Origin of the sequence: Plantactinospora sp. KLBMP9567 (assembly GCF_033446045.1) — a bacterium.
Lineage (GTDB): Bacteria > Actinomycetota > Actinomycetes > Mycobacteriales > Micromonosporaceae > Plantactinospora.
The window spans coordinates 388,468-403,628 of sequence record NZ_JAWQRR010000009.1; the positions used below are offsets into that span (position 1 = coordinate 388,468).

A 15,161-nucleotide genomic window follows, 5' to 3' on the forward strand; every position below is an offset into this window, starting at 1 on the left:
CCCCGCGCTAGCTCAAAGCTGACTGGGAACCGGTGGGCAGCAGCACCCGGAACGCCGCGCCCTGGCCGGGGCTCGTCTCCAGTTCGACCCGGCCGCCGTGACCGTGCACGATCGCCGCGACGATCGACAGGCCGAGCCCGGAGCCGCCGTTGCTGCGGGCGCGGCTCGGATCCGCCCGGTAGAGCCGCTCGAAGACCCGGCCGGCGTGTTCCGGTGGCAGGCCGGGGCCGTTGTCGGCGACCTCGAACACGGCGAGCGGCGTACGACGTGGCGGCTCCTCGCCGACAGTCGCGGCCGTGTGACGACGGGGTCGGTAGGCCGCAAGCCGGCCGACCCGTACGGTGATGTCGGCGTGCTGCGGCGTGTGCTGCAGCGCGTTGGCGACCAGGTTGGTGGCGACCTGGCGCAGCCCGTGCTCGTCGCCGAGGACCGTCACCGCCTCGAAGGCGCACTGGTCGCCGCCGAAGCTGGCCAACCGGACCGGGCGGTCGGGGCGGCGGGCGTGCGCGTCGCGGATCGTGTCGGCGGCGATCGCGAGCAGGTCGACCGGACGCCGCTGCGGCTCCCGCTGGCGGTCCAGCCGGGCCAGCAGCAGCATGTCCTCGACCAGCAGCCCCATCCGCGCGGCTTCGCCCTCGATCCGGGACATCGTCTCGTCGAGCAGCCGTCCGGGCGGCGCCCCGCCGCGCCGGTACAGCTCGGCGAAGCCGCGGATCGAGGTGAGCGGGGTACGCAGCTCGTGCGACGCGTCCGCAACGAACTGCCGGAGCCGCTGCTCGGACGCGGTCCTCGCGGCGACCTCCGACTCGATCCGGTCAAGCATCGAGTTCAACGCGATTCCCAGCCGACCCGACTCGGTGTGCGGGTCGGCGTCGTCCACACGGTGGGTCAGGTCACCGGCGGTGATCGCGGCGGAGGTGCCCTCCATCCGGATCAGCGGGCGCAGGCCGATCCGGACCACCGCGGCGGCGACCAGCGCGAGCAGGAACAGCACGACGAGCATCACGACCAGGTCGATGGTGAGCAGCAGGTCCGCCGTCGCCTCTACCTGACGAAGCGAGATCGCCGGTATGGCCACCCCGCCGTCGGGTTGGGTGACCACCGCCACCCGCCAGTGGTCCTCGCCGTCGACGGACTCCACGGTGAACGGCCCGTCGCGCGCCTTCTCCCGTAGCGCGGCGAACGCCCCCACCTGCGGCGGCGAGATCTCCTCCGGTGACGGGGATGGCAGCTGGCGACCGTCGGAGTCGAAGACAAGGATGGTGCGGTACATGTCGAAACGGCCCCGGGGGAACGGATTGTCGCGAGTCTGGTCAGGAGGCGGCACCGGGCGGGCCGCGACGTGTCGCATCCCGGCGAGCTGGTTGTCGATCTGGTCGGTAAGGTACTGACGCAGCAGGACGATGCCTGCCGCGTTCGACACGACCAGGGCGACCGCGCTGAGCGCGGCGACGGCGACGACGAGGCGGGACCGCAGCGTCCAGTGCCGCCACCTGGGCATTCTCATTCGTCCGGGGGCCGGCGCAGCGCGTAACCCACACCACGGACCGTGTGGATCAACGGCGGCTCCCAGCAGTCGATCTTCTTGCGGAGGTAGTAGACGTACGACTCGACGATCCGGCCGTCGCCGCCGAAGTCGTAGTTCCAGACCCGGTCCAGGATCTGCGCCTTGCTCACCACCCGGCCCGCGTTCACCAGGAGATATCGGAGCAGGTTGAACTCGGTCGGCGACAGTTCGACCAGCCGGCCGCCGCGACGCACCTCATGCGCGTCCTCGTCGAGTTCGACATCGGCGTAACGCAGCACGCCGGTGTCGTCGTCCGGCTCGATCCGGCTGCGACGCAGGATCGCCCGAATACGGAGTACGACCTCCTCCAGGCTGAACGGCTTGGTGACGTAGTCGTCGGCGCCGACGGTCAGGCCGGAGATCCGGTCCTCGACCGCGTCGCGCGCGGTCAGGAACAGCACCGGAACGTGCGGCCCCGGCCCGGACCGCAGGCGCTGCGCGACCTGGAAGCCGTCGAGGTCGGGCAGCATCACGTCGAGCACCACCAGGTCCGGCTCGAACTCGACCGCCGCCACCAACGCCTCGTGCCCGCCACCGGCGACCCGCACATCGAACTCGATGAGCCGCAGCGTCGCCGACAGCAGGGCACAGATATTGGGCTCGTCGTCGACGACGAGCACTCGGGTCAACCGTCCAGCCACGTCATCACTTCTATCGGAGGTACCTCAGAGTTAGCTGGGACTTTCCTCGACGCCAGCTGTGACGATCTCGTCGCCTTCGATGAGCCCGCTGGTGATCTGCGTGTACTGGTCGCCGCGAAGCCCGACGCCGACGGCGCGGGCCTGATCGCCGGTGGCCGTCCTGACCACGACGGTTCCGTCGCCGCGTACCGCCGTCGAGGGCGCCCGCAGCACACCGGCGACCTCACTGGTCCGCACCCGGACGTTCGCGCTCTGCCCCACGAGAAGCTCCGCGGGGACCTCCTCGAAAGCGAGGACGACGCCGTACCGCACCAGGTTGCCATCGGCGGCGCCCACCGGGTCGATCCGCACGACGCGGGCGGCGAACTCGTCATTCGGCCGGTTGGCGAGCGTCACGGTGGCGCTCTGGCCGATCTTCAGACGGCCCGCGTAGGCCTCCGGGACATCGGCCGCCACCTGCATGCCAGCCACATCGGCCAGGGTCACGAACGTGCCGCCGGCGCCGACCTCGGCACCCACCGCGCCGGCCACCGTGAGCACCTTTCCGCCGATCGGTGCCTTGATCTTCGTACCGGTGAGTTGCTCCTCCGCCTCGGCGAGCGCGACCTCGGCACTCGTCACCCGCTGCTGCGCGGCGAGCACCGGGTCTCCGGCCCGCTGACCGGAACACTCGGCACTCCGGCCGCCGCCCGGCGCCTGGCTTCCCCCTGGTGCCTGGTCACCGCCGGAGCGCGGCGGCTGGCTCGCCGTCGGCTGACCTGCCGGCGGTTGAGTCGTTCGGGTCGGCGACGGGGACGGCTGGCCGCTCGGTGACGCCGACGGCGATGGCGTCGCGCCGCCGGTGGCGACCAGGACAATCGGGACGGCCTGCCCGGATCGGGGGGTGGCGACGGGGCAAGCTGCCGTCCCGACGTCGGCCGCCTGCTCCGCGTCCTCGAGCGCCTGCTCCGCGTCCTCGAGCGCCTCCTCCGCGTCCTCGAGCGCCTGCCGCGTCTCGTCCACCCGCTCCTTCGCGTCGGTGGCGTCGATCTCGGCGAGCACCTGACCGGTCTTCACCTGATCGCCGGGGCGTACCTCCACCGCCGTCACCGTGCCGTCGGTGGCGAAGCCGAGCGTGCGGGTCTGCGCGGGCTCCAGCGATCCGGTCGTCGCGACAGCCGTGACCACCTCACCCCGGTCGACCCGCGCGGTGCCGCTCCCGCCCGACGGGGCCGGCTCTGCCCGGAGCAGCGTCCACGCCACCGCAGTGCCGATTACGACCAGCGCGGCGACGCCGCACACGGCGATCCGGCCGCGGCCGCGCCATCTTCTTCGGAGGAAGCCCATGAGCGGCGAGTATCGGTGCCTCACCTCGCAGGCGGCTGAGCCGTACCTCGGAGTTTCCTCAGAGTCGATTCGAAGGGTTTTTTGAGCTTGGCCTGACCTGGCGTGGAGGTAGTAGCGGTTGCATTGGCCGGCGTGCCGCGAGACGTTCCCGAGCCCAGGCGGCACGACGAGGATGGAGGACCTGTGTCTCTGCGCACGCGACAGTCTCCCCGCACACGATGGACCCTGGCGCTGGCCGTCGGGTCGGCGGCGCTGCTCATGGCGGCCGGTTGCGGCTCGGACGGCGAGGGTGGGTCCAGCGGCCCCGGCCAGGGCTCCGCAGGCGCGCCGGACGGGGCGTCGGCATACCTCGACTGTCTCCGCGACCAGGGCATCGACATCTCGAACACCTTTCCCTCCGGCCGTCCCAGCGCGTTCCCCTCCGGCCGGCCGACCGCGTTTCCCTCCGGCCGTCCCAGCGCGTTCCCCTCCGGCCGGCCGACCGCGTTCCCGTCGGGTGGACCAGGTGGCGGCCGGATGGGTGGCTTCCGCCCCGAAGGGGTCGACGACGCGACCTGGCAGAAGGCACAGGAGGCCTGCGAGTCGGTGCGGCCCAGCGGCGGCCCGGGAGGCAACGGACCCGGCGGCCAAGGCGGGCCGGGCGGCGGTAACCGCGACGCCGGTGCGGCGTACCGCAACTGCCTCGCCGACCGGGGTGTCGACCTGCGGGCCAACCCGGCTACCACGGACCCGAAGGTCGCCGAGGCCATGCAGGCGTGTGACGTGCTCCGCCCGACCGCAACCGCCAGGCCGTAGGCCGAGGTTCGGTCCGATCGGCAGGAGCCCGCGCAAATCCGCAGCACGCGTGCTGTGTCCCGCGTCATCACCCATGGGGGACGGGCCCATCGACCCCGCCATCCCGCCGTCACCGACATCGCTTGGGCAACCGGGCGGATCCGGGACCAGCACCGCTCCGCAACTGCACGCCGCCCACGGCCGGCGGTGTGCCCGCATCGCACACCGCCGGCCGCAGAGTCCTGCATCCTGTCGCCCGGTTAACGCCTCACCCGCTGGTGATGACGCTGTGGGTGGCGAGGTGCGACGTACGTTGCCCGACGAGCGTCTTCAGTCGCTCGACGTCCGCAGTCGTCTTCTGCTCGTCGTAGCCGTCGACGGTGGATAGCACCTTGGTGATGCTCTCGACGGCGTTCAACGCCGTGCCGTCCGCGTAGATCTTCCGATAGAGGTCGCGATAGGCGTTCTCGTACACCGGCTTGAAAGCAGCGCTGGCAAGGAAACGTTCCTTGAGCTTGTTGCCGCCGACCCCGCCCGGCCGACCCCGCCCACCGACGGCGTCGCCGCCCGGACCCGGCATACCCGCCGGCGGCTGCACGCCCTCAGGCGGCTGCACGCCCTCCGGTGGCGGGAAGCCGCCAGGTGGAGCGCCTCCGGCCTGCGGGAAACGACCGCCCCTCCGACCGGTGTCGTGCGGGCCCTGGGTGGCCTCACCACTGAGGGTGAGGTTGTAGTCCCAGCCGACGACCGTGAACTTCTTCGCGCCCAGGTCGTACCACAGGTAGTAGTTACGGCCAGGCCCGGCCATGTCGTCGAAGTTGAGCAGCAGGTTCTGCACGGCCAGATAGCGGGCAAGCGCCTGCACGTCGACATGATCCCCGAGGTGAGCGGCGAAGTCGGCGTCGCTGCTGGTGTTGACCCACCTGATGAGGTTGATGACGGGTTGGAGGTCCTGGCTGCCCTTCATCGTGACCTGTTTGAAGTCGTCGGCGTAGCTGGTCGGGTCGTCGCCCTGGTCGGTGAACTGGCCGGTGGCCAGGCTCTTGTACAGCACACCGTCGCCGCCCAGCGTGTCGGCGAAGCCTTCGTCCGGGTGCTCGACGAGGAGCCGGGCAGTAGTGGGCCGGTCGTTGACGGTGAAGCTCGAGTACGCGTACCGCTGGGCGGGTTCACCCGCAGCGGCCGACACCTGCAGCGACACCGCCTCATTGAGGACCGTGCTGCCGCCGCCCATCCCAGCAACCCGCACGGCGATCTCGCGGTGGCCCTGGTAGCGGCGGCCCTCGACGAACTCGTCAAAGCGGATCAGCCACGGCAGGCTCTCCGGCTCCTCGGCCTTGAGCGACGCCCGGCCGAACCCCCCTGGGCCAGCACCGCCCCGCGCCCCGCCCGCCTGGTCGCCGCCCGGCGCACCCGCCGGGCCACCCTCAGGGAAGCCGCCGCCCGGGGAACCCCCGCCGGGGCCGTTGCCGCCCGGTCGGGGCTCCTGCCCGGCGCCCGGGGGCCGGTCGCGGCCGAACCCCCGCTGCCGGGCTTCACCGTTACGGGTCAGCCCACCGAGCGTGGAGTTGCCTTTCAGCCGGATACCGACGCTGGGAATACGGGTGCCGTCGATCGTCAGGTCGGCCTCGAGGAAGTTTTTCTCGTCTTCCTCCCAGAGATCGTCGAGCAGCCGCTGGTAGTCCTCGTCGCGGAAGGTCAGCGTGATCCGATGCGCCACGGTCGCGTCGAACAGCTCCGTCGTTCCGACGATGTTCTGGGTGACCTGGTCGGCGCTGTTGTCGCTGCCGCTGGTCACCAGCGGTGTGACCCGCACGGTGCTGAACACCACCGCGCAGACGACGACGAACACCGCACACGCGGCGAGGAGCTTCCAGTAGTGCCGCACCCGCACCGGAACCCGGTGCGCCAGCCTCCGCCGCACCGCAACCCGCGGAGGCGCCGTAGACGTTTGTAACGGCGTCATCACAGGTCCGTCTGGTCGTAGCCGGTCAGCACGGTCACCCGCTGCCCGCCGGTCCGCTCGCCGAGAGCCGTGATCAGGTCGCCAGGTCCGTGGCCCTTCTTGAGCCGGACGGTGTACATCATCTCGGTCAGGGCGCCGCCGCGAATCGACTCCATGCTCACCAGCTCGAACTCACTGGTGTGCGCGATGAGCACGTCCTGGATGTGTGCGGTGTAGTCGCCGTCCGGCGGCACCTGAACCTTCACCACCTGCCGCTGAATGCTGGAGGCGAACCAGTTGAACCGGTACATCACCAGGATGATGAGGCAGATCGCCACGGCGGCGACGATCGCCAGGGTGTAGAACCTGGTACCGGCGGCCATCCCGATACCCATCACCAGAAAGATGAAACCGACGTCGCGGGTCTCCTTGATGGCGTTGCGGAACCGCACCACCGACAGCGCACCTACCAGAGCGAAAGCACGCGCGATGTTCGACCCGACCACCAGCATGATCAACGCGATGAGCATGCCGAGGATGACGAGCGTCTGCACATAGGACTGGCTGTAGGAGACGTTGCGGTGGGTGAACCGGTAGACCCAGCCGATCATGGCGCTCAGCACGAACGACAGCGACAGCGCGATCGCGATGTCACCGACACTGAACGTGCCGGACAGATCCTGGACGTCGAATGGCATGGGTCAGGCCTCACTTCGGGCAGCAGCCGACACCGGGGCGCCGGCGGGGTCGTCATCGGAAACATGAAAAACCGATCGGGGTACGCGGCCGAACGCCTCGACGCTCTGGCAGTACTTCGAGATCCGCACCACCGACATGCTCAGACCGGCCGCGAGGTCGGTGAGCCAGTACGGCACCCGCTCGTTGGCCTTGAGCTCCACCACCGTCAGTCGAGCCGGAACGATCAGCCGGTTCTCGGCATCGGCGCCGAGATGGAAGTCGCGGTCGCGGCCACGGACCCGGTGGTCGACGGTGACCCGCAGACCGACCTCGGCGTCGCGACCGACGAACGCCTCACGCTGGTACCCGGTCATCGCCACCGGGCGCAGGTCCAGCCGGCACAGAAGATCCAACACCTCTTCGAGGAACGCCCGCTGGCCCGGCTCGTGCGCGACCATCACCCGGCGGTCGCACAGCTCACGAGCGAGGTGGTACGGCAACGCCACCCGGCGCTTCTGGGTGACCCGGTTGATCCGCTGCTTAATCTCCACGAACACCGTGCTGTCGTCGTCGACGGTCGACCGGTCGCCGTAGTGCCGCACCCGCAACTTGCGCCGGAACCGCAAGCCCTCGATCTTCTCCCAGTAGAACCGGAGATCACGGGTGTCGTAGTAGACGCTCCAGACGCCGTAGCCGCCACCGACGCCGTGACTGTCGACATCGAGCCGCCTGGCGAGTTCCGTGCGCAGCGCGGGCACCGCGGTGCTCGGCATCAGATACTTGATCTCGTAGCGGTTGAAGGCGTGCAGCGCGCTCGGCGCCCGCAGCGCATGACCGACATGATCACCACTACGGCCCGAAGCCGGGCTGCCCGGCGGCGTCGAACGGTCGGAGTCTGACGGCTCACCGCCGCCGGGGCGATCCGGCGGCATAGCACGTCGTCGGAACGGCAGTCGCATTCTCACAGCCCATCTGCTTACGGTAAGGACGAAAGCGACATAACCAGATGAACCTCAAAGCCAGCTTTGAACCACGTCAGAACTAGACGTGAACGCAAGGTGTACGGCGGGTTGATGACTGTCATGACCAACATTTGGAGGCAGGTTCACCGACCGCTCCGCATTCGGCGACTTCAGCAACATGTTCAGCCAGTCCCTCGCCCCCTTGGCGCTCGACCGGGCCGGCGGAGCACCCCCAGCGGCGATCTCCTTCCTGACCGGCAGCCGCTGCCCCGACGGCGGCTTCCCCTGCAGTTCGCCCAGACCACCTGCGTCAGCGACGTGGACGCCACCGCACTGGCGATCCAGGCACTCCTCGCCGCCGACCGCCCCCTCATCGCCCACGCGGCGGCCCAGTGGCTGGCCTCCGTACGGCCCGAAGGCCGGGGCGGTTTGCCGTGGCGCCGGGTCACCGCGCTTGGGCCACGTACTCCGGTGGCAAGCCCCGAAGCGGCGCGGCAGCGATCGCCCCGCTCGCGACGAGGGCCGGCCACCCCGGCGATCGTCGCGGCCGTGAGGAGCGGTGACCTATCTCGGGACAGCGACGGTACTGTCGGTGGACGTTCAGGTCCCCTGTCGGCTCCGCTAAGCGCGCCTCATCATTGCTCGGTGCAGCTACGTATCCAGGCGATTAGTCAAGGTCGCCGCGGTACCAGGCGTCGATCTCTGCTGTCAGCGCGTTCTCGGCCGGTTTCGTCGGTCGCGCCTGATCGATCCAGCGGAGCAGATCCCATGCGAGCCGAGTAACGTCACCCGGATGTCTGGCCTCGTCGGCGGTGAGATATTCGACGACCGGGCCGGACAGGGGATCGTCCGCGTCACAGCGGGCGCACAGATGAAGCTTATGGACAACCCGGACCCGGTTTCCTGACAGGTTGGTCCAGGTGCCGGGACGGCGCAGAACGGCGAGGACGTTGTCTGTGCCGCATCGGTGGCACGGCCAGTCGGTCATGCGCGTCCGATCGCGTCCGCTCCGAGCAGCGCCTTGAGATCGCCGTAGAACGCCGGCCCCAGGGCGACCTGGAACGGCTTGAGGTTCAACAGCACGCTCCTTCCGTCGTGGCTGTCCAGGCGTACGTGTACGGGCGCGCGACCGGGGTGGGTGGTCAGGATGTGCTTGAGTTCCTGGGCGAGCCGCGGGTTCACCTGAGTTTGTTGGAGCGCGATCACTACGGGTGGCTCGGTGTTCGCATGGGAGAGGTCGAGCGGGGTGATCTCCTCGCCGTAGACGCTCGTTGTCTCGTCGCGGATGTTGATCCGGCCTCGGACGGAGATCACCCGGTCCTGGGCCAGTGCGTCGCCGTACACGGCGTAGGTCTTGGGGAAGATCAGGCACTCCACGGCGGCGTCGTGGTCTTCGAGGGTGACGATCGCCCACGGGTTGCCCTGCTTGGTGATCTTGCGTTGTAGGCCGGATACGATGCCGCTGACCTGGATCGCCCGATCCTGCCGTCCGGAGGTGAGCAGGTCGGCGATGGTGGTGTCACGGTTGGCGTCGAGGATGTGTTCGGTGCCGTCGAGTGGATGGCTGGAGACGTACAGGCCGAGCATCTCGCGTTCGAAGGCGAGCAGGGTGGCCTTGTCCCACTCTTCCTGCGGGATGGCGATCGAGAAGCCGGCGCTCTGGCCCAGTACGCCGAAGAGCGAGTCCTGGCCGTGGGTCTCGTTGCGCTTGACGTCGATGATCGCGTCGACGGCCTGTTCGTGGACCGAGACGAGGGCCTTGCGGTGGTGCCGTAGGCCGTCGAACGCGCCGGCCTTGGTCAGTGATTCGATGACCCGCTTGTTGCAGACGACAGGCGGGACCTTGCCGAGGAAGTCGTTGAAGTCGGTGTACGGGCCCTTGGCCTCCCGGGTGGTGGTGATGGCTTCCACGACGGCGGCTCCGACGTTGCGTACCGCACCCAGGCCGAAGCGGATGTCGGAGCCGACGGCGGCGAAGTCCAACTGGCTGGCGTTGACGTCGGGGGGCAGCACCCGGATGCCCAGACGTCGGCAGTCCGACAGGTAGACGGCCATCTTGTCCTTGTCGTCCCGGACCGAGGTGAGCAGTGCGGCCAGATACTCGTGTGGGTGGTTGGCCTTGAGGTACGCGGTCCAGTAGGAGACGAGGCCGTACCCCGCGGTGTGTGACTTGTTGAACCCGTAGCCGCTGAACGGGACCAGCACGTCCCAGACCGCCTTGATCGCCTGGTCGGAGAAGCCGCGTGTGCGCATCCCGGCGGAGAAGCGGTCCCATTCGGCGTCCAGGACCTCCTTCTTCTTCTTGCCCATCGCGCGGCGCAGCAGGTCGGCCGCGCCGAGGGAGTACCCGGCGAGCTGCTGGGCGATGGCCATGACCTGCTCCTGGAAGACGACCAGGTGGTAGGTGTCACCGAGGATGGGTTCGAGCGCCTCCTCGAGTTCCGGGTGGAGCGGTTCGACCGGCTGCTTGCCGGTCTTGCGCAGGGCGTAGTTGGTGTGGGCGTTCATCTCCATCGGGCCGGGTCGATACAGCGCGTTCACTGCGGCGATGTCGGTGAAGGTGGTGGGCTGCATGAGTCTCAGCAGGACCCGCATCCCGCCGCTGTCCAACTGGAAGACCCCGAGTGTGTCACCGCGTGCCAGCAGCCCGTAGGTCTTGGCATCGTCGAGCGCGACGTCGAGGATGTCGATGTCAATGCCCTTGTTGGCGCGGACGTTGGCGATCGCGTCACCGATGACGGTGAGGTTGCGCAGGCCGAGGAAGTCCATCTTCAGTAGGCCCATGGCTTCGGCTTGGGTGAAGGGGAAGCCGGTGATCACCGGGCCGTCGGCCTTCGGCTTGACCAGTGGGATCACGTCGACTAGGGGAGCGCTGGAGAGGATGACGCCGGCGGCGTGGATGCCGGTGCCCCGGGTGAGGCCCTCGAGGCCGACCGCGGTGTCGATTACCTGTTTGACCTCCGGGTCCTGCTCGTACATCTGGCGCAACTCGGCCGCTTCGCCGTGGCGGGAGTGGCGCTCGTCGTGGATGGCGGCCAGTGGGATCTCCTTGCCGCCGTCCGCCGCCGGGAAGGCCTTGGTGATGCGGTCCCCCAGGGCGTACGGCAGACCCAGGACGCGGCAGGAGTCCTTGACGGCGGCCTTGGCCTTGATGGTGCTGAACGTGACGATCTGGCAGACCCGGTCCTCGCCGTACTTGCGGGTGACGTAGTCGATCATCTCGTCGCGCCGCCGGTCGTCGAAGTCCAGATCGACATCCGGCATGGTGACGCGCTCGGGGTTGAGGAAGCGTTCGAAGATCAGCTTGTGTTCGATCGGGTCGAGTTCGGTGATTCCCGTGCAGTAGGCGACGATCGAGCCGGTGGCCGAGCCGCGGCCGGGGCCAAGGCCGATGCCGTGCTCCCGGGCGTACCGGCAGATGTCGGCGACCACCAGGAAGTAGCCGGGAAAGCCCATGGTGTCGATGACCGACAGTTCGTGGTCGACTCGGTCGAGCACCTCCTGCGGCAGGTTCTCGCCGTAGCGGCGACGTGCTCCTCGCAGGGTCTCCTGGCGCAGCCAGCTTGACTCGGTCTCGCCTTCCGGGACGGGAAAGTGGGGCATCAGGTCCCGGTGCGCGAACACCTCGGCGTAGTCGCCGATTCGCTCGGCGATCAGCAGTGTGTTGTCGCAGGCTCCGGGTACGGCATCGTCCCACAGTGTGCGCATCTCCTGTGCCGACTTGAGGTGGTAGCCGCTGCCGCTGAACCGGAAGCGGTCGGTGTCGGCGAGTCGCTTGCCGGTGCCGACGCACAACAGAGCGTCGTGCGCCCCGGCCTGGCTTTCCGTGACGTAGTGCGAGTCATTGGTGGCCAGCGGCAGCAGGTCGAGTTCCCTGCCCAGCTTGAGCAGTTCGTCCCGAACCCGGCGCTCGATGGCCAGGCCGTGGTCCATCAGCTCCAGGAAGTAGTTGTCCTTGCCGAAGATGTCGCGATACCGCGCGGCGGCCTCGACCGCCCGGTCGTACTGGCCGAGCCGTAGCCTGGTCTGCACCTCGCCCGACGGGCAGCCGGTCGTGGCGATGATGCCCTGGCGGTGCTCGGCGAGCAGTTCGTCGTCCATCCGGGGGTACTTCTGGACATGGCCCTCCAGCCAGGCCCGGGATTGCAAGCGGAACAGGTTACGCAGCCCCTGGGCGTCGGCCGCCCACATCGTCAGGTGCGTGTAGAGACCCCGGCCGGAGACGTCACCGCCCTCGCCGGTCTCATCATTCGATCGGCGCAACCCGAGGTTGTCGCTGTAGAACGTCGGCTGCCGGTGGTGCCGCGAGGCGGGAGCGACGTAAGCTTCGATGCCGATGACCGGCTTGATTCCCGCCTTGCGGGCCGCCTGGTAGAACTCGTATGCCCCGTGCACGTTGCCGTGGTCGCTCATCGCCACGGCGGGCATTCCTTGCCGTGACACCTCCGCCATCAGCGGGTCCACCTTGGCTGCCCCGTCGAGCATGCTGTACTCGGTATGCACGTGAAGATGCACGAAGGACCCCACTGACGTCCACACCTCCTGGCTGTAGGCTCGCCCCGATCGGAGCATTCGACCCGAAGGCAGGCTTAGTTGTCCAACAGCCAACACGCCGATGCATCACAACCAACAGTTGTTGATGAGGCTTCGGTCGATCTTGATGTCAGCGCGGTCCGCGCCTTCGTCGCGGTCGCTGACGGGCGCTACTTCAGCGAGGCCGCGACTCGGCTCGGCATCAGCCAGCAGGCCGTCTCCAAACGCATCGCAGTGCTGGAGCAGGTCCTCGGCGTGGCGCTGTTCACCCGTACCTCTCGCGGCGCCCAGCTCACCGTCGACGGGCAGGCGTTCCTTCCGCATGCACGAACGCTGCTCCGAGTCGAAGCGCGTGCCGTTGGCTCCGTGCGTCCGGGACGGCGCACGCTGCGCGTCGAGGTGCTCAACCATCGGATCGGACCAGCAGGGCTAATGCGCAATTTCCACCGGGCGTATCCCGACATCGAACTCGATGTCGTGACGTTCGTCGACTTCGGTGTCGACGCGGTTATCGACGCCATCAGATCTGGCGCGATTGATGCCTCGTTCCGGGCCGTCGCCGTACCCGAACAGCAACTCCGGGAAGGCGTCACGGCGACGCGAGTCCTGGACGATCCCCACGAACTGCTCACGGGACCGACCCACCCACTGGCCGCCGCACGCACGGTCACGCCCGCCGATCTCGTCGGACACCGGATCTGGATCCCCGGCATCGTCCCCGGAACCGAATGGGCCGCCTACTACGACGATCTCGCCGCCACGTTCGAACTCACCATCGAGCGGGTCGGCCCCAACTTCGGCACCGACCACCTGTTGGACATACTCGCGGACTCTTCGACGCTGGCCACCCTCACCGGTGAGCAGGTCCGATTGCTCTGGCCGGCAGACTACGACCTCCGACGCATACCGGTCCGCGAACCGGCGCCGGTCTACCCGCACTCACTGATCTGGCATCGCGACAATCCACACCCCGGCCTTGCCACGCTCCGCAACTACATCCGCTCCGTGCAGCGTCCGCACCCTAACGCCAAGACCTGGACACCGAAGTGGGCAATGCCGCATGTGTGATCGTAAGGCCGACCCCTGCGTCAACCAGCTCGGACGTGTGAGCCCGCTTCGACAGCGAACGCCGCCTCGACAAATTCAGGCCTATTGGTGGGGGAACGGGGACGCCGTGACTTGCCCGAGTCAACTTGAGCCGGGGCGACGCGCCGAGCTGACTCACATCGGCGGAGTCGGACATCGACCGGCCCGGAAGGCCGGTCACGGAACGTGATGGTTCCAAGTTGGGTGGCGCGCGCGGACGGCGGCAAATCCGGATGTCGGATCATGACGGCGCCAGGCATCATCATCATCGCGTGGATACCCGCCGAACGATCGTCCTGGTCGATGACCTCCGTTCGTTCGTGGATGGCCGTAGCGCTGAGGTGGCCCGCACCAGCACCGCCGGAGCTGAACTCCTCCATCGTTACCGGGACCGGCGCCTGGACGAGCTGTGGCTGGACCACGACCTAGGCGGGGACGACACGATCTGGCCGGTCGTGGAGGTCCTGGAACGGGCCGCCTTCGACAAGCGCCCCTTTGACGTCGGCGTCATCAATGTCCACTCCGCCAACCCGGCCGGCGCCGCGAAGATCGCCCAGGTCTTACGGCGCTGGGGGTATCGCGTCCACGTCGCGTCGGGCTCTACAGACGTCGGCTATCTCGACGGCCCCGCGTGAGCTTGTGCGGTCAGGCTGGTGGATCGTCTCGATAGAGGTGCGCTTTTGCACCTCGGCCGCCCCAGCGTGTCGCAGTGAGTTCTGGCCGTGGTCGGGTGGGTTTGGGTACCCAGCCGTGTCGTCTGGTGTCCTGCGCGGCGTTGTCCCAGTCAGCGAACCGCGCGAACGGATCGGTGGCGAGATCTGCCTCAACGTCACAGGTCTCGCGGACCACCATAGAAGGGTAGAAGCGCGTCTCCTGGGCCACATCGCAGTCGTCCGTCCGGGAAGCGACCAGGGCATCGCACTGTTCGCAGGCGACACACGGACTCCATCCCACCAGGGACCAGCAGCCGGTGAGAACGAGGTCCTGGACGAATCGTGTGCCGCGCACGTCGCCGGGTGAGAGCACGAAGGTGCCCACAACCTGGTCGCGGCCATACGTGGCCTCATCGATCGCGTAGGTGCCCGGGTCGAGCAGCGGAGGGTTCACATGGTGACAGTCCAAGAGCGACCAGTGCACTCCCGCTGGCAGCTCCACCAGCCGGACCGGGACACTCAGGGCGTTTCCGCACATCGCGCACCGAAAGCTCTCCACTGCAGCAGTGTGACGCACAGCCCAGGGCGGAGGCATCCAAAAATGCAGGAATATCTGAGAACCCGCCGCCTACGAAGCAGGACGGCTACGGCTGGTGGTGACGCGTACGGTCAGCGGCTACCTATCTAATTGGATCTACGACCCGTGCCCGGCCAGGCTGGGTCGAGGTAGCCGGTGGGATCGCTCTCTTTGCGGCTGTCCACCCGGATCCAGGGTGTGACTATCATCTGGCATGCGCCCGCCGGCTACCGACCGGGGAGTGGCTCAAGAGGGACTTGTCCAGCTCGAAGTAGCTTTGCCCTCCCCGTTCGGCATCAAGCAATAGCCAAAATGGGAGGAAGTAGCGCATGAGTCGAGTCGTGATCGGGATGGACCCACACAAGCGGTCGGCCACGATCGAGGCCATCAACGAACAAGAGAAAGTCCTGGCCCGGGCC

At 68.2% G+C, this 15,161-nt stretch carries 12 protein-coding genes; 3 read left to right on the forward strand and 9 right to left on the reverse strand.

Annotated features, from left to right (window positions below; translation table 11 throughout):
• Nucleotides 1-7 precede the first annotated feature (7 nt).
• Genes R6Y94_RS07630 through R6Y94_RS07640 form a run of 3 tightly spaced genes read right to left on the reverse strand, consistent with a single transcriptional unit; the run spans nt 8 to nt 3,534 of the window.
• Nucleotides 8-1,501 (reverse strand): HAMP domain-containing sensor histidine kinase, encoded by a 1,494-nt coding sequence (locus R6Y94_RS07630; RefSeq protein WP_318395052.1) that lies wholly within the window; start codon nt 1,499-1,501, stop codon nt 8-10.
• Between the two features lie 2 nt (nt 1,502-1,503).
• Nucleotides 1,504-2,208, reverse strand: a complete 705-nt coding sequence (locus tag R6Y94_RS07635; RefSeq protein WP_318395053.1) for a response regulator transcription factor — start codon at nt 2,206-2,208, stop codon at nt 1,504-1,506.
• Nucleotides 2,209-2,238: 30 nt separating this feature from the next.
• Entirely contained in the window at nt 2,239-3,534 is a 1,296-nt protein-coding gene (locus R6Y94_RS07640; protein ID WP_318395054.1) for an efflux RND transporter periplasmic adaptor subunit, read from the reverse strand.
• 183 nt (nt 3,535-3,717) lie between these two features.
• On the opposite strand from R6Y94_RS07640, the gene R6Y94_RS07645 reads away from it, so the two are divergent.
• On the forward strand, nt 3,718-4,329 hold the full coding sequence (locus tag R6Y94_RS07645; protein WP_318395055.1) for a hypothetical protein: 612 nt from the start codon (nt 3,718-3,720) through the stop codon (nt 4,327-4,329).
• A gap of 247 nt (nt 4,330-4,576) precedes the next feature.
• Here the strand turns inward: R6Y94_RS07645 and R6Y94_RS07650 are convergent, their stop codons facing one another.
• From R6Y94_RS07650 to dnaE, 5 genes are all read right to left on the reverse strand, one after another.
• Nucleotides 4,577-6,202: a CotH kinase family protein gene (locus R6Y94_RS07650; protein ID WP_318395056.1), complete on the reverse strand. Its 1,626-nt coding sequence runs from the start codon at nt 6,200-6,202 to the stop codon at nt 4,577-4,579.
• Nucleotides 6,203-6,273: 71 nt separating this feature from the next.
• Nucleotides 6,274-6,951, reverse strand: a complete 678-nt coding sequence (locus R6Y94_RS07655; RefSeq protein WP_318395057.1) for a DUF4956 domain-containing protein — start codon at nt 6,949-6,951, stop codon at nt 6,274-6,276.
• 3 nt (nt 6,952-6,954) lie between these two features.
• The gene (locus tag R6Y94_RS07660; RefSeq protein ID WP_318395058.1) at nt 6,955-7,863 is read right to left on the reverse strand and encodes a polyphosphate polymerase domain-containing protein; all 909 of its coding nucleotides are present in this window, start codon (nt 7,861-7,863) and stop codon (nt 6,955-6,957) included.
• 697 nt (nt 7,864-8,560) lie between these two features.
• Nucleotides 8,561-8,881, reverse strand: coding sequence for a DUF6300 family protein (locus R6Y94_RS07665; protein WP_318395059.1), 321 nt, complete (start codon nt 8,879-8,881; stop codon nt 8,561-8,563).
• Nucleotides 8,878-12,465 (reverse strand): DNA polymerase III subunit alpha, encoded by a 3,588-nt coding sequence (dnaE, locus tag R6Y94_RS07670; protein ID WP_412102700.1) that lies wholly within the window; start codon nt 12,463-12,465, stop codon nt 8,878-8,880. Before dnaE ends, R6Y94_RS07665 begins: the two co-directional genes overlap by 4 nt.
• 21 nt (nt 12,466-12,486) lie before the next feature.
• On the opposite strand from dnaE, the gene R6Y94_RS07675 reads away from it, so the two are divergent.
• Both R6Y94_RS07675 and R6Y94_RS07680 read left to right on the forward strand, forming a co-directional pair.
• Nucleotides 12,487-13,494 (forward strand): LysR family transcriptional regulator, encoded by a 1,008-nt coding sequence (locus R6Y94_RS07675; protein ID WP_318395060.1) that lies wholly within the window; start codon nt 12,487-12,489, stop codon nt 13,492-13,494.
• 290 nt (nt 13,495-13,784) lie between these two features.
• The gene (locus R6Y94_RS07680; RefSeq protein WP_318395061.1) at nt 13,785-14,147 is read left to right on the forward strand and encodes a cyclic-phosphate processing receiver domain-containing protein; all 363 of its coding nucleotides are present in this window, start codon (nt 13,785-13,787) and stop codon (nt 14,145-14,147) included.
• Between the two features lie 10 nt (nt 14,148-14,157).
• Here R6Y94_RS07680 and R6Y94_RS07685 read toward each other — a convergent pair whose 3' ends face one another.
• On the reverse strand, nt 14,158-14,619 hold the full coding sequence (locus R6Y94_RS07685) for a hypothetical protein (protein ID WP_318395062.1): 462 nt from the start codon (nt 14,617-14,619) through the stop codon (nt 14,158-14,160).
• Between the last annotated feature and the right edge of the window lie 542 nt (nt 14,620-15,161).

Coding starts and splice junctions, on each gene's coding strand:
- R6Y94_RS07640 (WP_318395054.1), bottom strand. CDS start 3,534: ATGGGCTTCCTCCGAAGAAGATGGCGCGGCCGCGGCCGGATCGCCGTG.
- R6Y94_RS07665 (WP_318395059.1), bottom strand. CDS start 8,881: ATGACCGACTGGCCGTGCCACCGATGCGGCACAGACAACGTCCTCGCC.
- dnaE (WP_412102700.1), bottom strand. CDS start 12,465: ATGCTCCGATCGGGGCGAGCCTACAGCCAGGAGGTGTGGACGTCAGTG.
- R6Y94_RS07630 (WP_318395052.1), bottom strand. CDS start 1,501: ATGCCCAGGTGGCGGCACTGGACGCTGCGGTCCCGCCTCGTCGTCGCC.
- R6Y94_RS07660 (WP_318395058.1), bottom strand. CDS start 7,863: ATGCCGCCGGATCGCCCCGGCGGCGGTGAGCCGTCAGACTCCGACCGT.
- R6Y94_RS07655 (WP_318395057.1), bottom strand. CDS start 6,951: ATGCCATTCGACGTCCAGGATCTGTCCGGCACGTTCAGTGTCGGTGAC.